This is a genomic window from Alicyclobacillus sp. TC (genome assembly GCF_016804365.1).
Lineage (GTDB): Bacteria > Bacillota > Bacilli > Alicyclobacillales > Alicyclobacillaceae > Alicyclobacillus_I > Alicyclobacillus_I tolerans.
This window is the reverse complement of record NZ_CP044434.1, coordinates 2,277,056-2,298,206: the sequence shown is the minus strand read 5'-3', so window position 1 is coordinate 2,298,206 and position 21,151 is coordinate 2,277,056. Positions and strand designations below refer to the sequence as shown.

The 21,151-nt window shown below is 46.1% G+C and carries 19 protein-coding genes and 5 pseudogenes; 20 read left to right on the top strand and 4 right to left on the bottom strand.

What is annotated here, in order from left to right:
• Positions 1-69: 69 nt before the first annotated feature.
• Positions 70-1,317, bottom strand: coding sequence for an NAD(P)/FAD-dependent oxidoreductase (locus FY534_RS11370; RefSeq protein WP_203114602.1), 1,248 nt, complete (start codon positions 1,315-1,317; stop codon positions 70-72).
• A gap of 191 nt (positions 1,318-1,508) precedes the next feature.
• Here FY534_RS11370 and FY534_RS14725 point away from each other — a divergent pair, with 191 nt between their 5' ends.
• The 19 genes and pseudogenes from FY534_RS14725 (at position 1,509) to FY534_RS11295 (ending at position 18,566) form a co-directional block, all read left to right on the top strand.
• Positions 1,509-1,901: a hypothetical protein gene (locus FY534_RS14725; protein ID WP_238413528.1), complete on the top strand. Its 393-nt coding sequence runs from the start codon at positions 1,509-1,511 to the stop codon at positions 1,899-1,901.
• A gap of 26 nt (positions 1,902-1,927) precedes the next feature.
• Positions 1,928-2,122, top strand: coding sequence for a hypothetical protein (locus FY534_RS14875; protein WP_255567369.1), 195 nt, complete (start codon positions 1,928-1,930; stop codon positions 2,120-2,122).
• Entirely contained in the window at positions 2,119-2,436 is a 318-nt protein-coding gene (locus tag FY534_RS14720) for a hypothetical protein (protein ID WP_255567368.1), read from the top strand. Before FY534_RS14875 ends, FY534_RS14720 begins: the two co-directional genes overlap by 4 nt.
• A gap of 67 nt (positions 2,437-2,503) precedes the next feature.
• Positions 2,504-2,791, top strand: a complete 288-nt coding sequence (locus tag FY534_RS14715) for an ACT domain-containing protein (protein WP_238413527.1) — start codon at positions 2,504-2,506, stop codon at positions 2,789-2,791.
• A 405-nt stretch (positions 2,792-3,196) separates the two neighbouring features.
• Positions 3,197-4,104 (top strand): annotated as a pseudogene (gene ilvE, locus FY534_RS11360) (branched-chain-amino-acid transaminase).
• Positions 4,105-4,180: 76 nt separating this feature from the next.
• The gene (locus FY534_RS15065; protein WP_370541530.1) at positions 4,181-4,858 is read left to right on the top strand and encodes a dihydroxy-acid dehydratase domain-containing protein; all 678 of its coding nucleotides are present in this window, start codon (positions 4,181-4,183) and stop codon (positions 4,856-4,858) included.
• Positions 4,764-5,851: pseudogene (locus FY534_RS11355) on the top strand (dihydroxy-acid dehydratase). Before FY534_RS15065 ends, FY534_RS11355 begins: the two are co-directional and overlap by 95 nt.
• Positions 5,852-5,907: 56 nt before the next feature.
• Positions 5,908-7,618, top strand: a pseudogene (gene ilvB, locus FY534_RS11350) (biosynthetic-type acetolactate synthase large subunit).
• Positions 7,615-8,145 (top strand): annotated as a pseudogene (gene ilvN, locus FY534_RS11345) (acetolactate synthase small subunit). Before ilvB ends, ilvN begins: the two co-directional pseudogenes overlap by 4 nt.
• A 30-nt stretch (positions 8,146-8,175) precedes the next feature.
• Positions 8,176-9,225, top strand: a pseudogene (ilvC, locus tag FY534_RS11340) (ketol-acid reductoisomerase); the annotation flags it as partial.
• Positions 9,212-10,771, top strand: coding sequence for a 2-isopropylmalate synthase (locus tag FY534_RS11335; protein WP_203114601.1), 1,560 nt, complete (start codon positions 9,212-9,214; stop codon positions 10,769-10,771). The pseudogene ilvC and the gene FY534_RS11335, both read left to right, overlap by 14 nt.
• A 14-nt stretch (positions 10,772-10,785) precedes the next feature.
• On the top strand, positions 10,786-11,895 hold the full coding sequence (leuB, locus tag FY534_RS11330) for a 3-isopropylmalate dehydrogenase (protein WP_203114600.1): 1,110 nt from the start codon (positions 10,786-10,788) through the stop codon (positions 11,893-11,895).
• 47 nt (positions 11,896-11,942) lie between these two features.
• Positions 11,943-13,382 (top strand): 3-isopropylmalate dehydratase large subunit, encoded by a 1,440-nt coding sequence (leuC, locus tag FY534_RS11325; RefSeq protein WP_072875281.1) that lies wholly within the window; start codon positions 11,943-11,945, stop codon positions 13,380-13,382.
• Positions 13,360-13,965, top strand: coding sequence for a 3-isopropylmalate dehydratase small subunit (gene leuD / locus FY534_RS11320; RefSeq protein WP_203115613.1), 606 nt, complete (start codon positions 13,360-13,362; stop codon positions 13,963-13,965). The genes leuC and leuD overlap by 23 nt, the downstream gene beginning before the upstream one ends.
• A gap of 110 nt (positions 13,966-14,075) precedes the next feature.
• A complete protein-coding gene (locus FY534_RS11315) occupies positions 14,076-15,488 on the top strand; it encodes a folylpolyglutamate synthase/dihydrofolate synthase family protein (RefSeq protein ID WP_203114599.1) in 1,413 nt (470 codons plus the stop codon).
• Between the two features lie 11 nt (positions 15,489-15,499).
• The gene (locus FY534_RS11310; RefSeq protein WP_072874856.1) at positions 15,500-16,030 is read left to right on the top strand and encodes a manganese efflux pump MntP; all 531 of its coding nucleotides are present in this window, start codon (positions 15,500-15,502) and stop codon (positions 16,028-16,030) included.
• A gap of 78 nt (positions 16,031-16,108) precedes the next feature.
• Positions 16,109-16,981, top strand: a complete 873-nt coding sequence (locus FY534_RS11305; RefSeq protein ID WP_203114598.1) for a phosphosulfolactate synthase — start codon at positions 16,109-16,111, stop codon at positions 16,979-16,981.
• 131 nt (positions 16,982-17,112) lie between these two features.
• Positions 17,113-18,249, top strand: coding sequence for a citrate synthase (locus FY534_RS11300; protein ID WP_072874854.1), 1,137 nt, complete (start codon positions 17,113-17,115; stop codon positions 18,247-18,249).
• An 89-nt stretch (positions 18,250-18,338) separates the two neighbouring features.
• Positions 18,339-18,566: an alpha/beta-type small acid-soluble spore protein gene (locus tag FY534_RS11295; protein WP_072874853.1), complete on the top strand. Its 228-nt coding sequence runs from the start codon at positions 18,339-18,341 to the stop codon at positions 18,564-18,566.
• Between the two features lie 106 nt (positions 18,567-18,672).
• Here the strand turns inward: FY534_RS11295 and FY534_RS11290 are convergent, their stop codons facing one another.
• The 3 genes from FY534_RS11290 to FY534_RS11280 form a co-directional block, all read right to left on the bottom strand.
• On the bottom strand, positions 18,673-19,668 hold the full coding sequence (locus FY534_RS11290) for a fatty acid desaturase (RefSeq protein WP_072874852.1): 996 nt from the start codon (positions 19,666-19,668) through the stop codon (positions 18,673-18,675).
• A gap of 194 nt (positions 19,669-19,862) precedes the next feature.
• Positions 19,863-20,294, bottom strand: a complete 432-nt coding sequence (locus FY534_RS11285; RefSeq protein ID WP_072874851.1) for a CBS domain-containing protein — start codon at positions 20,292-20,294, stop codon at positions 19,863-19,865.
• A 63-nt stretch (positions 20,295-20,357) separates the two neighbouring features.
• On the bottom strand, positions 20,358-20,714 hold the full coding sequence (locus FY534_RS11280; RefSeq protein WP_072874850.1) for a hypothetical protein: 357 nt from the start codon (positions 20,712-20,714) through the stop codon (positions 20,358-20,360).
• Positions 20,715-20,802: 88 nt separating this feature from the next.
• On the opposite strand from FY534_RS11280, the gene FY534_RS11275 reads away from it, so the two are divergent.
• Positions 20,803-21,114 carry a hypothetical protein gene (locus FY534_RS11275; RefSeq protein WP_072874849.1) on the top strand — a complete coding sequence of 104 codons (312 nt, stop codon included), beginning with the start codon at positions 20,803-20,805 and terminating at the stop codon, positions 21,112-21,114.
• The last annotated feature ends 37 nt before the right edge of the window (positions 21,115-21,151 follow it).

Below are 21,151 nucleotides of genomic sequence, written 5' to 3'. Positions count from 1 at the left end.
CTAGATATAGCCCACTGTATGCCGATGGGAAAAGCATACTATATCTCCGCGCGATTTCAAAAAGCGTTATCAATGTAGTCCTATTTTTTCAGCCAATTGGTAGAGGAGCTGAAACCGTCGCGCATCAAACAAATCTTCGTCGGGGTGAGATCCATCCATCAGCAATTGAGTCAGGATTTTGCCTGCCATCGTATAGTAAACTGTGCCATTACCACCGTATCCCAGCGCATAAAAACAGTTCTGGAGTTGAGGGTGGCGACCAATAAAAGGCATGCCGTCTTTACTGGTAGCAAAAACACCAGACCACTGACAAGCAACACCTATTTGCGTGTACTCAGGGAAGAGTTGTCCTAGATTGCTCTTTAACTGTGTGACTTTTTCTAACAAAACTTTGTCCCGCTCTGGATTGCGAATGGTATTTTCATCAAGCCCACCAACAAGGATACGGTTGTCTGCAGTGGTGCGCAGGTATAGATAAGGGCGTTTCGTTTCCCAAATCAAGCATCGATTCAACCATCCAGAAAAATCCGTTGCAGGTTCTGTTGCAATGGTATATGTGGTTTGCAGTTTGGTACCTGATGTTTGCCAACGCTCTTCGGTCTCATAGCCACTTGCGAAAATAACATATTTACAGCGAATGCGGTGACCTTGTGAGCTATATAGAACTGGGGAACCGCGTTCTATTTTCAGGTTGACGATTTCGGTGTTTTCAAAGATACGTGTCCCTCGACTTTCTAAATGTTGAAAAATGCTGTGCGTCAATCGATAAGGATTGATTTGTGCATCTCCACCTGTCCAAAGAGCAGCAGGTTTACTGAAAGGGAAACGGGTTTCAATTTCGACCCGGGATAAAAATTCAACAGGAAATTTTTCTGCGATCAAGCAACGATATTCCTCTTCCAAACATTTAACATCTTTGGATGAAGAAGCAAAATAAAGACTATCTTTAGCTGCATATTCTGTTGGGTATGGAATCTGCAAAACAAGATCGCTTAAATCAGATACAGCTTGTTGGCAGAGTCGATAAAAACGTACAGCTTTTTCTCGGCCATGAATTTCTATTAGCTTATGGAGTGGCATGTCGTTCATAAATTGTACGAGACCGGTATTGGCCTGGGTGGACCCCCGTCCCACTTGTCGTTTGTCCACAACCATACAATGAAATCCTGCTTTGCTTAAATACCACGAGCAGATAGCGCCTGCTTCACCAGCGCCCAAAACAGCAACATCGCATTCCTCATCTTGAGACAATTCAGGATAAGTTGGCGGGTTGCTATAAGTCATTGTCCATAACGTTTTGCCAGTTGTGAGGTCCATGATTTAGTTTCCTCCCAGTCTGTTGCCACGACATACAGTTTTAAATTTCCACGAAGCCTGACAGCTTATACGAGTTCGTCTGCACAGGAATAAGGTCTTGTTCAAGTGTTTAGATTTTTCCTTGACAGCTTGAAGTTCGCATTGTATAACTAGCTAAATCTCACTGGTAGAGAAAGAAGGAGAAGAGAAAATTGACAATTGCTCTAGGAGTATTAGGGTGTGGAACCGTAGGACAAGGAACTGTGCTCCTGGCGCATCGCCGTGCTGAGAAAATTCAACATTTGACAGGCTTCCGACCTTACGTCAAAAGAATTTTGGTAAGAGATTTAGAAAAAACGCGCTCGCCCGAAATTGACCGTAGTAAATTGACTAATCAAGCTTATGATATTTTGGATGACCCAGAAATTCAGGTGATTGTGGAGACGATAGGTGGAATTGAGCCAGCACGTACCTATATCCTCGAGGCCTTGCGTCGTGGGAAACATGTGGTGACAGCCAATAAAGATTTAATTGCGCTATATGGTGCCGAAATTCTTAAAGTTGCAATGATGTTGGCGTTGAAGTTCTGTATGAAGCTGCAGTAGGTGGCGCCATACCGCTCGTAGGACCTTTGCAAGAGAATTTGACGGCCAATGAAGTGACGGATTTAAAAGGCATTATTAATGGCACAACAAATTTTATATTGACTCAAATGAGCGAAACAGGAGCAGAATTTGCAGATGCCTTAGCCGAGGCGCAAGCACTCGGATATGCTGAGGCGGATCCCTCCAGTGACATTGATGTTTGGATGCTGCTCGGAAATTGACGATTTTGGCCTCCATTGCATTTCATGCCCGTGTGGAACTGGCTGATGTTCAAGTCGAAGGGATACGCCATATCACCGCGCGTGATGTCCAGTATGCGCGCGAATTGGGGTGTGTAGTCAAATTATTGGCGAGTGGAACCGATCGCAACGGACGGCTGTCCTTGCGTGTGCGACCGACACTTATTCCGCTTGCTCATCCGCTGGCTCATGTCAGCAATAGTTACAATGCGCTTTTTGTGCGTGGGGACGCAGCTGGAGATTTGATGTTTTTTGGGCGGGGGGCTGGTTCCATGCCACTGCTAGTGCGGTCGTAGGGATATTATCTCGTTACTGCGCAATATTCGCCTTGGTGTAGCCGGATCGCCCGAAAATCGTCTCTATTTGCAAAAACGTGTGGTTCCTGATGAGATGCTCTACCAGCACTATGTTCGTTTTTCTGTATCTGACAAACCTGGAGTCTTTGCACGCATTGCTCAGCTTTTTGGCGACGCTGGCATCAGTATGGAAACCGTTCTGCAAAAACGAGTGGAGCAAGGGCAGGCGGAGATTGTGGTCGTTACGCATAGTATTCCCGCCCATCGTATGGATGAACTTTGCGATGCGCTAGCGCAAGTTCAGCAAGTACAGAAAGTGGCTTGTGTCATGCCGCTGGAAGCATTGAGTGAGTAAGATGGCTGTATTGAATATCGGCAGTGCATGGTATTCATCCGTGAATGAAAAATAAGCAACTAAGGCTTAAGACGGCTCCCTGTAAAAGGGGCCGTTTTTCGATGACAAAATAATTTATAAAATCTGAAAACTTCAATAACCATCTGAAAGTAAACGCTTTCTAAATTTTCGGAGAAAAACGTTTACATGGCTAAAATGGCACATTCGTCGCGTTGACAGTGTAAAAATCCCATACTAAAATGACCAACAAGCCTTTATTTGAACGAGAATTCCGAATCCTTCTACACCTCTTCTGAGCGCATCAAAGCAAAGAAGATTGAAAATTCAAAATTAAGGTTTCGAGAATGCTCACTTTCTACGGACTCTATACAAATTGGCAAAGGGAATTTCGGGAGGAGAGATTTTATGGAGCAGTGGATATTTCGTAATGGACAGTTTGTTGACAGAGATTCGGCCACTGTATCAGTGTTCGATCACGGTTTTACTCTACGGCGATGGAATATTTGAAGGTATTCGAGCATATTCGGGTAACCTTTTTCGCCTTCGTGAGCATTTGTTGCGTCTCTATGCATCGGCCAAGTCCATTCTCCTAGAAATTCCTTATTCTTTGGATGAAATGATGGAAATAGTCGCCGAAACTGTGCGCCGGAATTTGTTGAATGACGCTTACATCAGGCTGGTAGTCACCAGAGGCATGGGTGATTTGGGACTGGATCCCAAAAAATGCCCAACTGCAGAAGTCATCGTCATTGCTGAACAATTGAACATGTTTGCCCCTGAACTTTATACACGGGGAATTGAGGTTATCTGTGCTGCTACGAGACGCAATCGTTCCGACGTGCTCAGTCCAAAGGTCAAAAGTCTCAATTATCTGAACAATATATTGGTAAAGCTAGAAGCGCATGCTGCTGGCGTAAATGAAGCGCTTGTCTTGAACAGTGAGGGCTATGTTGTGGAAGGTTCGGGTGAGAATGTCTTCCTGGTTCGAGACGGAGTGGTTTACACACCGCCTACGTACTTAGGAGCTTTGGAAGGTATCACACGCCAAGCCGTCTTGGAAATCGCGCAAGAACTGCATATTGAAACACGTGAAGAACCATTTACGCGCCATGATGTGTATGTGGCGGACGAAATTTTCCTGACGGGAACGGCGGCAGAGATGGTCCCTGTCATCAAAGTGGACGCAGAGTCATTGGAGTGGTCTACCGGGTGAGGTGACTCGTCAATTGCATCGAGTTTTTCAAGAACGTACGAAAACAGACGGCTATGCGGTTTATGCTCCTCATGCTGTTTCTGAGGAGCTTAACTTTTGAGTAAGATGGTTGACCAAAGATGGACAGGAGTTGTCGATTTATTTGAAACAATGCCATAGGAGGTGCAAAGAACAAGATGCGCAGTGACAACATCAAAAAAGGACCGGATCGTGCCCCGCATCGCAGCTTGCTCTATGCTACCGGAGTTAGGCCAACCGACTTGCCTAAACCGTTTATTGGAGTCTGTAATTCCTATGTTGATATCATTCCTGGCCACAGGCATTTAGCTGAGATTGGACAACTGGTGAAAGAAGCTATACGCGAGGCGGGAGGAGTGCCCTTCGAATTCAATACGATTGGTGTTGACGATGGGATTGCCATGGGACATGTTGGCATGCGCTATTCCTTGCCAAGTCGTGAATTGATTGCTGATTCGGCAGAAACCATGATTCAGGCGCATTGGTTTGATGGAGTCTTTTTCTTGCCCAACTGCGACAAAATTACACCAGGAATGCTTATGGCTGCTGTTCGTACAAACGTTCCCTGTGTGTTTGTTTCTGGCGGTCCTATGGAGGCGGGAAAATCAAGGTTGACGGGAAAACCGCTCTCATTAACGTCAGTTTTTGAAGGAGTTGGCGGCTATCAGGCAGGCGTATCAGTTTGGCCGAATTGCAAGATTTGGAAGAAATGCTTGCCCTACCTGTGGTTCTTGCTCAGGAATGTTTACCGCCAATTCCATGAACTGCATTATGGAAATGCTCGGTTTGGCGCTTCCTGGAAATGGGACGTTGGTAGCCACGGCAGAAGAACGTAAAAACTTGTTTCGTGAAGCTGCCGAACACTTGCTGCGGATGGTTCGAGAAGATATCCGGCCACGCGACATCGTTACGCCAGAAGCGATTGATGATGCTTTTGCCCTCGATATGGCTATGGGTGGTTCACCAACACCGTACTTCATTTAATGGCTATTGCTCATGAAGCTGGGATTAATTACCCTCTAGCCCGGATTAATCAAATTGCCCAGCGAGTTCCTTATCTTGCCAAAATTTCCCCAGCTTCCGATTTCAGTATGCAAGATGTCATGAAGCTGGTGGAGTGTCAGCCATCATCCGCGAACTTTGCCAAATTCCCGGAGCGATTCATCCAGAGCGGATTACTGTCAGCGGTCAAACGCTGGGTGAACAAGTGAAGAACGCAACGATTCGGCGTCCTGAAGTGATTCGGTAGTATAGAGAATCCTTATAGTCCGGTAGCGGTCTCTCTATACTTTATGGCAATCTTGCTCCAGATGGCAGCGTTCTAAAAGTGGGTGCGGTCGATCCCGATATTCAGGTGTTTGAGGGTGAGGCTATTTTATCACTCTCAGGAAGAAGCAAGCTCTGGTATTGAGCGAGGCGAGGTGCAGCCAGGCCATGTTGTGGTCATTCGCTATGAAGGACCCAAAGGAGGACCCGGGATGCCTGAGATGCTTTCACCCACATCCGCGATTGTCGGACGTGGTCTTGGCCGAGAGGTAGCCTTGGTGACGGATGGTAGATTTTCTGGTGCTACGAGAGGTATTTGTGTTGGCCATATCTCACCGGAAGCGGCACTCGGAGGACCGATTGCCTATGTACAGGAAGGAGATCGAATTCGTATTGACATTGTCAATCGCAGCATTACCCTGCTTGTCACAGAAGATGAATTAGAGCGTAGATATCAACAGCCAGTTGCTTCTCCACAGCGTGAATTATCTGGCTATTTACGAAGATATGCTCAATTGGTTACATCATCCAATACAGGTGCAGTTTTATCAAGCAGCAGCTAAGCAGTCATCTTGTCAACTCTCAAGCAAAATCATCGACCAGATAGGAGGGGGAGAACATGGACAAATTCGCTGTGGACGGCAGTTCAGCCAAAGTGGCGTCAAGTTGTATGATGTCGGGTGCACAAATTCTCGTCGAGTCTCTGCGCAGGGAAAACGTCGATTTAATGTTTGGTTATCCAGGTGGCGCCGTTTTACCACTTTACGATGCTCTCTATCAATGCGGCATTCGTCATGTGCTGACACGCCATGAACAGGGAGCCATTCATATGGCTGAAGGTTACGCGCGTGTGACTGGCCGGCCCGGCGTGGTCATTGCTACGTCAGGACCGGGAGCAACCAATCTAGTGACAGGTCTGGCAGATGCCATGATGGACTCCCTGCCCATCGTAGCCATCACCGGTCAAGTTTCTACCGAAGTCATTGGCACAGACGCTTTTCAGGAAACATCGATTATTGGCATATCTACTCCTATTACGAAACACAATTATCAAGTTCGACATGTCGATGAACTCTCGCAAGTCATTCGGGAATCGTTTCATATTGCTTCCACCGGCCGGCCTGGACCCGTTTTGATTGATATACCCAAAATGTTGCTGTCTCGCTGGGACGTTTGGATGATGGTGGACCGCTCAGCTTACCGGGCTATCAACCGAATCTGGAACCTAATCTATTGCAACTCAAGCGTATTATAGAAGGCTTGGCTGAAGCAGAGCGTCCCTTATTGCTGGTCGGTGCAGGTGTTCTGCATGCCAAAGCCATCGCGAATTGTTGCAATTGCTGAAGTGTACCAATTGCCGGTCGTCAGTACATTGCTCGGTCTTGGGGCGTTTCCTGGCACTCATCCACAGTTTCTTGGCATGGCAGGTATGCATGGGTCTTACGCAGCCAACCAAGCGCTCTATGAAACTGATTTTCTTATCAATATTGGCTCTCGATTTGACGATCGATTAACCGGAAATGTACGGCATTTTGCACCCAATGCCACGATTGTGCATATCGACATTGATCCAGCCGAGATCGGAAAAAACATTCGTACACATATTCCGGTGGTGGCAGATGCCAAGCGAGCTTTGATGGATTATTGCGTATGGACAGGAAGTGAAAGACTTTGCTCAGTGGAAAGAACGTGTTTATGGGAATAAACGTGAATTCCCGTTTTGTATGTGCCAGAGCGGATATAATCAACTCAGGCTGTCTTGCAGCAACTTTAACAAGTTGACGGATGGGACGCTATTGTTGTAACAGATGTTGGTCAACATCAGATGTGGCGGCTCATTTTACACCTTCCAAAATCCGGATGCTGGGTGCCTCGGTGGATTAGGAAACCATGGTTTTGGATTGCCTGCACCGATTGGCGCGCAGTTTGGCAAACCAGACAAAACGGTTCTAGCCGTACTGGGCGATGCGGATTTCAAATGACACTACAGGAACTCTCTGTCGTGTAGAAGCAAAATTGCCAAATCAAAATGATGATTGTCAACAACGGCTCACTCGGCATGGTTCGTCAGTGGCAAGAACTTTTTTACAATGAGCGCTATTCTGAATCGCTTCTGGTCTCTCAGCCTGATTACGTCAAACTTGCTGATGCGTATGTATACCCGCTTATCGTGTAGAAAAAGCGTCAGAGTTATCCAGGTACTCCTTGCAGCAGTTGAGGAACCTGGCCCGGTGCTTGTGGATTGTCGTGTAGCAGCGTTGGAAAACGTCTATCCCATGATTGCTCCTGGCAAAGGACTGCACGAGATGGTAGGGGTGGTGCCGCTGTGAATCGTATTCTTTCCGTTCTTGTCAACAATCGGGCGGGTGTTTTACACCGTGTCACAGCCCTTTTTTTACGAAAAGGTTTTAATATCCAGAAATATTACAGTTGGTTCCACTGAGTTAGAAAATCAATCTCGCATGACCATTGTGCTTTCTGAAACGGATGAAGTAACTGTGGAGCAGGTCATGAAGCAACTACACAAACAAATTGATGTGTTGAAAGTAAGCGATTTGACAGAAGAACCTATAGTGGCCAGAGAATTGGTGCTTCTTCAAGTCAATAGTCCATTGAATAGTCGCTCGACGCTTATCACGCTGATCGATCCATTCCGTGCGCGAATTTTAGATGTAGGTAGGGACACGGTGATGATTGAAGCGGTTGGTAACCTGAGAAAGTAGATGCCCTGATTGCGCTTCTTCGCCCTTATGGGATTTTGCAATTGGCACGTACGGGTGTGACGGCTTTGACTCGCGATAGTCAGACGACCCAAGAAATTGCTCGTCTGATGCGCTCCAATGCTCTCAACCTTTAGAAATATAGCGAAACAAACCTAAATTCTTGGGAGGAATGGATAATGGCTACCATTTATTACGATCATGATATCTCACTGCAGGCGTTGGAGGATAAGACGGTTGCAGTGATTGGTTATGGTTCTCAAGGGCACGCTCATGCACAAAATTTGCGCGATAGTGGGGTGCATACAATTGTGGGGGTTCGCCGGGGAGCTTCGTTTCAACAGGCTGAAGAGGATGGATTTGCTGTATTTGATGTAGCCAGTGCAGTGGAGCAGGCAGATGTGGTGATGTTGCTTTTACCTGATGAGCGTCAGCCAGAAGTCTACCGTCAGGAAATTTTGCCGCATTTGCGACCTGGCGCGGCGCTCGCTTTTGCTCACGGCTTTAACATTCATTTTTCTCAAGTCGTTCCTCCAGTAGGCGTGGATGTGTTTATGGTGGCTCCTAAAGGTCCAGGCCATCTGGTACGACGCGTTTTTGCTGCGGGTGGAGGCGTACCTGCTCTGGCTGCCGTCGAACAAGATGCGACAGGTCAGGCTTGGCCTTTGGCGTTGGCTTATGCCAAAGCCATTGGAGCCGGGCGAGCGGCGGTACTCACCACCAGTTTTCAGGAAGAAACAGAAACTGATTTGTTTGGCGAACAGGCTGTGCTGTGTGGAGGACTTTCTGCGCTGGTCAAGGCAGGTTTTGATACGCTCACAGAAGCCGGCTATCAACCAGAAGTTGCCTATTTCGAATGTCTTCACGAGTTAAAACTGATTGTCGACTTGATGTATGAGGGTGGTTTAGCTTACATGCGTTACTCCATTTCCGATACAGCAGAATGGGGAGACTTTAACGCTGGACCACGACTTGTCAATGATGCTGTTAAGGCGGAAATGAAAAAAATTCTCCGTGAAATTCAGCAAGGTGTTTTTGCTAAAGGATGGATTTTGGAAAACCAATCTAATCGCCCTGTTTTCAACGCGCTGCGCAGACGTGAGCGTGAACAACCCATTGAAGTGGTTGGGCGCCGTTTACGAGAAATGATGCCTTTCATTCAGTCACCAGAACAGCGTGCTAAACAGCAGGGGGTGGCCGTTCATGCGAAAGCTTGAAGTGTTTGATACGACATTGCGAGATGGTGAACAGTCGGCTGGTGTGAACCTGCATCGTCATGAAAAACTGGAAATCGCGTTACAGTTGGAGCGTTATGGAGTAGATGTGATGGAAGCCGGTTTTCCGGCTTCTTCACAAGGCGATTTTCTCGCTGTGCAGGAAATTGCCAAGCGCGTTCGCAATGTTTCCGTCTGTGGACTGGCCAGAGCCCATGTCAGCGACATTGACGCTGCCTGGGAAGCACTAAAAGAGGCTGTTGAACCGCGTTTACACATTTTTCTTGCTACTTCCCCTATTCATATGGAACATAAGCTTCGTATGACACCCGATCAAGTGGTTGAAGCGGCAGTAAGCTCTGTTCGTTATGCTGCTGCCAAATTCCCTGTGGTAGAGTGGTCGGCCGAGGACGCTACACGCAGTGAATGGACCTTTCTAGCCCGGATTATCACAGCGGTGATTGATGCTGGTGCGAAAGTTATCAATCTCCCAGACACAGTGGGCTACAGCACACCAGCCGAATATGTAGCTATGTTTCAGTACCTCAGAGAGAATGTTCCCAATGCTCATTGTGTCAAATTTTCCGCACACTGTCATGACGATCTCGGTTTAGCGGTTGCTAACTCCCTGGCGGCCATTGCTTCCGGAGTCGAACAGATTGAGGGTACCATCAACGGAATTGGTGAACGCGCCGGTAATGCTGCTTTAGAAGAAATTCTCACAGCCTTGGTCATTCGACGGGACTGGTATGAAGTAGAGACAAACATCGAACTGGCACAGACAGCCCTGACTTCTAAACTGGTCAGCAAACTGACAGGTATCTCGGTTCCTCCCAACAAGGCAGTAGTTGGCGGCAACGCATTCGCTCATGAATCAGGCATTCATCAAGATGGAGTCCTGAAGAATACGTTGACTTACGAAATTATTCGTCCAGAGATGGTTGGCTATGGGTCAAACAAAATGGTGTTGGGAAAACATTCGGGTCGCCATGCTTTTCGAGAAAAATGTATGGAACTGGGCATTCTTCTTGAGGAGGAACAGTTTAACGCACTGTTCAACGCATTCAAATCTTTAACTGATCATAAAAAAGAAGTGACGGACGACGATATCCTCGCTTTGCTTTTAGAGAGTGGCCAGCAGGAAATGATTCAGCAATATCATTTGGATTTTCTGCACGTTACGTATATGGAAGATAAAACCACGACTGCTCTGGGTGTGCGTTTATCCAATGGAGAAAGTGTCAGAGAAGTTGCCACTGGTAATGGAACAGTGGAAGCTATCTTCAACACTGTTGAAAGAATTGTAGCCGGATCGGCACGAGAAAACATGTGTTTGCTCGACTATCGCATACAATCGACGACGGGTGGTCAGGATGCGTTGGCTGAAGTTTATGTAAAAGTGCAGTTAGGCAATCAGGCAGGTGCAGGCAGGGGATTGGACAATGATGTGCTGGCTGCTTCAGCCAAGGCGTTTCTTGACGCTATCAATCGTATTCATCTGAAATCACAGCTTGAACAAAATGTATTAGCTCTAGCTGCGGAGAGATAAGGAGGGACGCAAGCATGCAGTATCGACTTGCCGTATTGCCAGGGGATGGCATTGGCCGTGAGGTGACAAGTGCCGCGTTAACAGTTCTGAAAAAAATCGAATCTCTTTTTTCTTTTTCAACAGAAGTAGAAGAAGCGGATATTGGTGGTGCAGCTATTGACCGGTTCGGACATCCCTTGCCACAGCGTACAGTGGAAATCTGCCAAGCAAGTGATGCGGTGCTGCTCGGTGCTGTTGGTGGACCAAAATGGGATAATTTACCTGGAGATCTTCGCCCGGAAGCGGGTCTTTTAGGGCTGCGCAAGATATTGCAGGTTTTTGCTAACTTGCGGCCTATCCGTGTCTTCCCAGAATTAATGGATGCTTCTCCGCTCAAACGTGAAGTGGTGGAAGGCAGTCATTTTATCATCGTGCGCGAGTTGACGGGTGGACTTTACTTTGGAGAACCCAAAGAGCGTCGCCAGACAGCCAACGGTTTGGAAGTGGTCGATACACTTCATTACACAGAGGATGAGATTGAACGCATTGTTCGAGTGGCATTTGATTTGGCGACGAAACGTCGCGGTCATCTGACCTCAGTGGATAAAGCGAATGTTTTGGAGAGCAGTCGAGTATGGCGGGAAGTCGTTCAGCGAGTGGCTTTAGATTATCCGCAAGTCCAGGTTCATCATCAATTGGTGGACTCCGCCGCTATGATGATGGTGCAAAAGCCAACATTTTTTGATGTGGTGGTTACGGAAAATTTATTTGGCGACATTCTCAGCGATGAAGCAGCGGTTATCACGGGTTCGCTCGGCATGCTTCCCTCTGCGTCGCTTTCCTCGAGGGGTCCAGGGTTATACGAGCCTGTTCACGGAAGCGCTCCAGATATTGCTGGACAGAATCGAGCAAACCCATTGGCCACATTACTTTCTTTGTCCATGCTGCTCGAACATAGTTTTTCTCAGCATGAAGCAGCAAGCGTTTTAGAAAAGTCTGTATTATCAGTGATTTCGCAAGGATATAGAACGGCAGATCTTGCTGGTCGCCATCATCAGGCGTTGTCGACGACGGAAATGACTGAACGAGTATTGGCTGCTTTGGAAGATCAGGTCGGATGTCAGACTATGAAATCCGCGCACTAGATGGGAGAAAACTTCACATGTTTTGCAGAGTGAGGAGGAAGGAATATATGCCCAAAACGCTGTTTGATAAAGTTTGGGATCAGCACGTGGTTACAGAATTAGAGAATGGACAAACTCTTCTCTACATTGACTTGCATCTCGTTCATGAAGTGACTTCACCACAAGCCTTTGCTGGCTTGCGGGAAGCGGGTCGGCGTGTGCGGCGTCCAGATTTGACCTACGCCACGATGGATCACAATGTTCCAACGGACAATCCGCATCATGTTGTAGATTTGATAGCCAAAAAACAGTTGGAGACGCTGGCTGAGAACTGTCGGGATTTTGGTATTCGCTTGGCCGATCTCGATTCTCCCCATCAGGGGATTGTTCACGTTATTGGTCCGGAGCTAGGGCTCACTCTACCAGGCAAGACGATTGTTTGCGGTGATAGTCATACTTCTACTCATGGTGCATTTGGTGCCATCGCTTTTGGCATCGGAACCAGTGAGGTGGAACATGTTTTGGCAACACAATGTCTTTGGCAAGCGCGGCCAAAAACATTGAAGGTAGAGTTAACAGGGCGACTGCAACCGGGAGTTTTTGCAAAAGATGTGATTCTCGCCTTGATTGCCAAGTATGGGGTTGGTTTTGGCACAGGTTACGCCATTGAGTTTGCAGGTGATTTTGTACGTGGCTTGTCCATGGAGGGACGCATGACACTCTGCAATATGAGTATTGAAGCTGGGGCACGTGCAGGATTGATTGCGCCAGATGAAGTGACTTTTGCTTATCTGCAAAATCGTCCGCACGCCCCGCGTGGTGCAGAATGGGAGGAATGTTTGCGACTGTGGCGTGAATTGTCAAGTGATGAAGGTGCTGTGTACAACAAAGTTGTACAAATGGATGTCAGTTTATTAGAGCCGCAAGTCACGTGGGGAACAAATCCATCTATGGGCGGCTCGGTGCACAGCCTATTACCTGAAGTAGCAGCGCCAAATTCTGCGTTTTCTCAACAAGATTTGCAGAATGCCTACGCTTACATGGGACTTTCTCCGGGAATGAGTATGCTCGGTGTACCCGTTCAGCATGTATTTATCGGTTCTTGTACTAATGGCAGAATTGAAGATTTGCGTCTGGCTGCAGCATTGGTTGAAGGCAGGCGTGTAGCGTCCCATGTGCGTGCCTTAGTAGTACCGGGTTCGAAACAAGTCAAACAGCAGGCGGAAGAGGAGGGCCTGGATAAAATCTTTCAAGCGGCAGGCTTTGAATGGCGGGAGCCAGGCTGCAGTATGTGCTTGGGTATGAATCCCGATCTCGTTCCTGCCGGTGAACGCTGTGCCTCCACGTCCAATCGAAATTTTGAAGGTCGTCAAGGTCGCCAGGCGCGTACGCATCTTGTTTCTCCCGCGATGGCAGCCGCTGCCGCTATTGCCGGGGAATTTGTAGATGTTCGCGAATGGATGCAAGGAAAGGAGTTGAATCGTGTTGGAAGCATTCAACCAGCATAGAGGTAAGGTTGCTGTACTGCCAAACGCAAACGTCGATACCGATCAGATCATTCCAAAACAGTTTTTAAAACGCATTGAGAAGAGCGGTTTTGGTGATGTTCTCTTTTATGATTGGCGTTACGATGAAAAGGGTCAGCCGCGTCCCGAGTTTGTTCTCAATCATCCTGAATCCCAGGGAGCGAGTATTTTGCTTGCTGGTGACAATTTTGGTTGTGGAAGTTCACGAGAACACGCTGTTTGGGCATTGCGTGATTACGGTTTTCGGGCTATATTGGCTCGTTCTTTTGCAGATATTTTTTACAACAACTGCTTTAAAAATGGCGTTCTTCCGGTCGTTCTTAGTGAAGAAGCTTGGGACGGTCTGGAGCCTGTCCGTCAAGGTGTACTGAGAGAATTGGAAGTCGATTTGCCGGGAGAAGTCATTCGTTTACCAGATGGCAAATCCTTTTCCTTCACACTTGCGGCTCATGCGAAAATGATGCTCATGGAAGGGTTGGACGATGTTGGCGTGACCTTGCGCCATCAGCAAAAAATTGATCGTTATGAACTGTATCATCGAGTTGCCTATCAACGGGTCTATTGAAAAAATCAATAGTTTGAAATGGGATTGCCGTGCAACCTCAATTTGATTGGGGATTGCACGGTTTTTTGTATTATGATGGCGAGGGAAACTATTGTCGGGGAGAGACGTTTGTGGCTGACCATCTCGCGGAACAGGTAACTTCGTATATCGAATGGATTTATCAATCTTACAACCAGGCAAAACCATATTTACCTGAAGGGTTTGATCGTGATCGGCGGCACCCGGAGTGGACGCGTGCACTTTTAGATCAACTTGGTTCTCCAGATCGAACGACTTGTAATATTGCTGTGACTGGGAGCAAGGGAAAAGGAACGCACGCTATCCTATTAGCGGCTGTATTGGAGCGAATGGGATTATCAGTGGGTCTGTTTACTTCTCCTCATTTGGTCGATTTTCTCGAACGTATACGACTGAACGGACAAAAAATTTCCGAAAAAGATTTTGTGCGTTATGCACAACGTATTCGCAGTGCTGCCGAAACCTTGCAATTGCCTGCTCATCACTATTTTGGTCCAGTGGGATACGTTGCGGCAATTGCGGCAGAATTTTTTCGCGATCATCAAACGGATGTCAATATTTTTGAACTGGGGCGAGGAGCGCGTCATGATGATGTGAATCAGATTGTGCATCAGGGTGCACTGATGACGCCTGTTTTCCTAGAGCACAAAATGCAATTGGGACCAGAGTTACGGGATGTTATATGGGAAAAAATAGGTATCTTAACGTCTGATACACGCTGGTGGGTTTTACATCCTCAACCTCAAGAAACCGGACAAATTCTTGAAACCATCCGTGCTGAGTTGCATCTTCCCGAGCCTATCCGGGCACAAATGAATCAATGTCAGCTTGTCTGCCGTAAAGATAACATCGATGAATATCGTGTGACGACTTCGGGTCCCATTTTTACCATTTACGGACCGACCGTTTTGGAGGCGTTTCGCAGTAATCTGGTAGTGGTTATGGAGGCCGCATGGCAAATATGGCGAATGTTGCGCCCCTTTAGCGAAGCATCTCTGGAGTTGCATATTGAAGATCTTGCGCTTCCTGGTCGCATGCAGTATCTTCCTAACCTTTCCGTACCAACATTGTTAGATGGAGCAATCCACAGGGAAAATGCGCGACGAGTATTGAATTATTTGGATGCCATTGGTCAATTGGGGAATAAGAGGAGGGGAGCTATTGTCTGTTTGCCGGATGATAAAGATGGCGAAGGATTGCTCAATGAATTGCATGAGTATCTAGATTGGATTATATTTTGCAGAGCTCAAAATCCGCATCTGCAATTTTCCCGCCATTGGGTAGGTGTATGGCAACAGATGGGCAAAATAGGGAAGGAAACTCATTCTTTTGCAAGCGCCTGGCAAATGGCTTTGGATCATCTTTCTGTCGATGAAATTTGGCTGCTGGGAACCCAGTCGTTTTTAACGGACGTTTTTCAATATTTGAAAATCGATACGGGTTCGATATGGAATCAACCGACTAAACAGAAAAGTGATGGTAAGTCACTGACGGCTAAAGAGTAAGGAGGATTCTTGTGTTTTTGAAACTGGTGCTGGCTGGTGTTGTTTTGGCAGCCAATAATGCCGCCGCCGCCGTAGGAATCGGTGCTGCTGGCATACAACGACGACAACAGTGGCGGACTGCTTTGCTGTTTGCCCTTTTTGAGGCTGTGATGCCAGCAATAGGTCTGTTGCTGGGGCATCAGTTGTCTGTCTCGTTGCATCAAAGTGCCCATTGGTTTGGAGCTATTTTGCTGGCTTTAGTCGGTGTATATACCTTCTTTCAGAAAGAAAACGAAGAAACGGAAAAAACGACAAACGGATCGACATGGAAAACTTGGCTTTTAGCTATCATTCTTTCTCTCGATAATTTAACGGTGGGATTTGGGCTGGGTGTCATGCGTGTTCCTTGGATTGATGCCAGTTTAACTTTTGGAGCCATCTCGCTTTTGATGACTATTTTGGCGCTTGAGACGGGCCGCTGGCTAGGACGTTCTTTGCGTATGCCTGTTCATCAGTTTGCTGGAGCGCTTTTGGTTGTTATAGCTTGTGTTTTTGCCCTTTAGGAATCGGCGTTTCTCTGAGACACCGGAATCCGCCTCATGCCATAGACTGTGCTATTGGCGATGGGAGGGAATCGGTAGATGGAATCTTTGCCTTGGAACGTCTGGTATACAGCCCAGTTGCCCAAACGTGCGGAAAAACCAAGATTTCGCGGCATCACAGTCGCTATGGATACTGGGATCCCTTTTAGTTTCATGCAGGCAAGTTTACAAAATGTACATCCATATATAGACTTTTGGAAGTTTGCTTACGGCAGCCCTGTATTCACTACACCTACTATTCTGCAAAATAAAATTTCCCTTTGTCACGAGTATCATATTCGGCCTCTATCTTCTGGTATTTTGTTTGAGTATGCGGCGCTGCGTAATGAATCCGGAGAATTTTTGGACGCGCTTCATGAAGCAGGTTTCGATGCGGTGGAAATCAGTTTTCGTCTAGCTGACGCAAAAAACAGCCATTGGGTGACACGAATAGAAGAAAGTAAAAATAAAAATTTTACAGTTTTTACAGAGTTGGTACTTCCTTCTTCGCCAGATTCTGTTCCTTCTTATCTTGCTTTGATTGCTGCTCATTTGATGGCTGGAGTTGATTACATTCAGTTATTAGCAGAAGATCATCGTGCATCCGCTTTTACCTTTTACAAAGAGTGGCAACCTATTCTGGAAGAGGCTTTTGGAGAACGAATACATCATTTGGTTTGGCCAGTGCCTGACGCGGAAGAACTTTCTCGATTGCCGCAACTTGCTTTGGGGAATCTAAATATGCATCTTGTGCGTCCGCAGCAACTGATGATTGTTGAGTCTGCCCGAAGAAGATTGCTTGGAGAATGCTCTGCAAAACCCAAGGAATGGATGCTTGGGAATGAGATAGACGTATACGCTCCTTCCCAGCGACAAGAAGGGTTAAAGACCAAATTGAATCAGGGCTTATGGATGCCTCCCGAGAAAAAATGATGGCATGTCAATTTTTTTGTCAGCCTCATTTGTAGTATACTCAAATTAGGATGGACGATCTCGTTGCACGGGTTTTTGCAACCAATGTTTGATCAAAGCAGGAAACATATCTGGGAGTGGAGGGATTATCCATGGCAAACGATTCAACCGCATTTGTTGCCGGGTTAGAAGATGTTGTAGCTAATACATCCAATATTTGCTTTGTGGATGGTAAAGAGGGACGGCTTGTCTACCAGGGTTATGATATCCACGATTTGATTGCAGGCCATGCGACTTTCGAGGAAGTTATTTATCTTCTTTGGCACGGTAAATTGCCCAATAAAACTGAATTGCAGCAATTGACTCAAGAAATAGCGAATGAGCGTAAGTTGGATGAACCTACGCTGAAACTGTTAAAATCGTTACCGAAAAACTCCAATGCTATGGAGGTATTACGTACAGCAGTATCTTTTCTTGGGCTATACGATCCAGACGAAGGTCATGAAACTCTGGAAGCCAATCTCCGCAAGGCAACTCGCTTAGTGGCTAAAATTCCTGCTCTTGTTACTGGATTTGAACGGATTCGTCAAGGTCTCGAACCTGTTCAGCCCGATACAACGCTCAGCGCAGCGGCTGATTTCTTTTATCAGCTAAATGGAAAAAAACCTACAGAATTTGAGGAAAAAGCGTTTAATATCGCTTTGATTTTGCATGCTGACCATGAATTGAATGCTTCTACATTTTCAGCTCGTGTCACGGCGGGAACACTGTCTGATATGTACTCAGCAATTACGTCTGCTGTTGGAACGCTCAAAGGCCCACTGCATGGTGGAGCGAATGAGCAAGTCATGAAGATGTTGTTGGAAATCGGTGACATAAATAAAGCGGAAGCTTGGATTGAAAATGCTTTGGAGCAAAAGAAAAAAATTATGGGCTTTGGACATCGCGTTTATCGTACGGAAGATCCGCGTGCGACTCATCTGCGCCAGTTGAGCAAGCAAGCAGGAGAACTAAAGGGTGAGACGAAATGGTTTGAAATGTCGCAAATTGTCGAGCGCGTTGTCAAAGAGAAAAAAGGTCTCAACCCAAACGTCGACTTTTACTCAGCATCCATGTATTATTCGCTTGGATTACCCACACATCTTTATACACCGATTTTTGCCTGCAGTCGCATCGCGGGTTGGACGGCTCATGTGCTTGAACAATATCAAAACAATCGCTTGATTCGTCCGCGAGCAGAATATACTGGGCTCACTCATGCCCAATTTGTCCCTATCGAACAACGGTAACAACGGTAATATGTGTTTGTCTAACACCTTCTCCTCAGGGCACATTAAGATTGCAAGTTCATCTAAGACTCTCTGAGGAGGCGTTACACATGACGCAGAATAGCTCATCGAATCCATTGCTGATTCAGCAGGCTACCCAGGCTCTACAATCGCTGAAATATGAGGTTGCCTCAGAACTTGGCATTACCCCACCAGCTGACGGTTATTGGGGAGCTGTTTCGTCTTATGAAAATGGTTCTATTGGTGGAAGTATTACCAAAAAATTAGTTGCCTATGCACAGCAAAGACTAGCTGCGACTGAATCCTCGGTTGAATAATTGGGTTTGAACAATGGGGCTATCCTATAGGTCACCTTTGATGACGGTAGGAATAGCCCCGTTAAGTATGAGTTTTTTATATTTTATTGTGGGAAGAAAAAGCTTTCTAATCGTCCCTGATTTCGCTGAAATGGATAAATTTTTTCTGTTCCTCATCCCACAAACGATAGAATAGGGAATCTAAACTCTGCCTCAACCCAATATGTCGAACCTGTCGAAAAGCATCAACATTTTCGTGTGCTTTTTGCAACTGATAATTGGGAATACGGGGACCAAGATGGTGTACATGATGGAATCCAATATTACCCGTAAACCATTGTAAAATGAGTGGGAGCTTGTAAAATGAACTCCCCTGTAGAGCGGCGTCAAAATAATTCCACTTATTTTGTTCTTCAAAATAACTGCCATCAAATTGATGCTGAATATAAAATAACCAAATACCGATGATACCAGAACCATAAAAAATGGTTCCTTGTACCACCAGTACCACTTGCCATCCCCAATAGCTTCCCAGTACCAGAAGAGAAGTTAAAATGAAAATTGTTGTTCCATACGTGTTCCATCGTTCTTTTCGTTCTGCTCCTTTTCGGTTCATGCGTGCTTTGCAAAAAAGATATATAGGTCCTAATCCAAATAAAATAAGTGGATTACGATACAATCGATATATCATTTTTTTCTTAGGAGAGAGTTGCCGATATTCGTTAACTGTCAATATCCAAATATCACCTATTCCTCTATGGTTTAAATTTCCGCTCGTTGCATGATGTAAAGCATGTTCGTATCGCCATTTGTAATAAGGAAACCCTGTCAAAAATCCTGTGAATAATCCAACCCATTCGTTAGTTTTGGGATGCTTGAAAAATGAGTAGTGACCACAGTCATGAAAAATGATAAATATTCTCATAAAAAAACCTGAAGCAGCCAATGCCAACAGAGGAGTTAGCCAGATCCAATGATCAAGCATACTTTTAGCAGACAGATACCATAATGCTAAATAGGGAATACTGCTGTTTATCAATTGCCATGTAGAAGTTTTCCAATTGGCTTCTTCAAAAGGTTCAATTCGTTTTTTCCATTTTCGCGCGTGTTCTTGAGTGCTAATTGCTCGTCATCCTTTCCAGCCTTTTGTCTTCGAATTCGGTGATTCTTGATAAAACGCTGTAATGCTGAATCTATTCACAAAACACTGCAAATGACACAGAAAATTGACTCAAACATGTATTTACCCAATAGAAAACGCCTTCACGTTCACACTAAAGTGTGATGTGAAGGCGTATGTGTATGGGTTTGAAATGTTTAGTGTACGCCTGCTGCTGTACGACACTCGGAGATTTTGCTCAATGCGTCGCCAGCTTCGTTAATATGAATATCCACGGTTGCTAGGTCGCCAATCGAACAAATGCCGCAAATTCGGCCTTGAGCATCTACAACAGGCAGTCGGCGTATTTGGTGTTGAGCCATGATGTCAGCCGCTTCATGAGCGTCAGTATCTGGTGTGCAGGTGATGACTTGATTGGACATACAATCTTTGACGGTAGCCTGAAGATTGCCTTTGGCTACAGCGCGCAAGCAAATATCGCGATCGGTAATCATACCCACCACTTTATTGTCTTTGCAAACTGGTACGGAGCCACAATCCTCGCTAGCCATGATTTGCGCAGCTTGCTGTATGGAATCATTTTCCTGGCAACATTGCACATCAGATGTCATGAAGTGTTTGACCTTCATTGCGCATTCGCCCTCCTCAAGATAAAGTGTGGTTCTCCTTTATCGTCTCCAGCAAAGTTGATTTTAAGCAATTTTGCGCCAAGCAAGTAGTTCCGCAATTGCCAAATAAATTGTCCAAGCTCCTGTCAAGATTCGCACAAGCAGTTCAAGAGGATGTGGAGAATGCAAATAAGGCATGGTAGAAAGGTAGGGAAGGCCGGACCAAGAAAGAAGGATCAGTCCTAACAGAGTACCACCTGACAGACGATATCGAGATCGACATCTGGCAAGTCCAATGAAGAGGATGCCTAATCCAAGCAAAATAAAATTGTCTTGGCTGGACAGTTGCATATAATCTCCAAATTGGTGAAATATAAATCCCCAAACGCCAAGGATGATGTAACACCATCCAAAGACGCGATAGACGACCTGTGTGGACATGCAGACAACCTCCCGAATTCTCATGGTTTACCTTATGATGGATTGTCCCATGCTTATGAATAGACTGAGCTTGAAGGAGTGAAGGAATTTGGACTTGCTTGAACAAATTTCCCAATTGTCACAGCGCTTGCGCGAAGCAGTACGGATGTGTGAGTATTTGCAAATGCAACTGAACCATCATCAAGAATCTTTACGCCCTCAAGCCAGAGAGCCGCAAGTTCATAAATCGGATTCTCATGTCAAGCGCAATCCAGCCACTTACACGTATGCGCCTACATCAGCAGTGGAGTCTCATCTTTTATCACCCATTCAAGAGTCTTTCTCGCTTCAAGCAACAGAAACGACTTCCGTCATGATGTCACCTCGTCAATCTGAGTATTCTATCTATGGGAGAGTCTGAATACACCTTCCCAATAAGCCATCTTTCTATAAAGTTT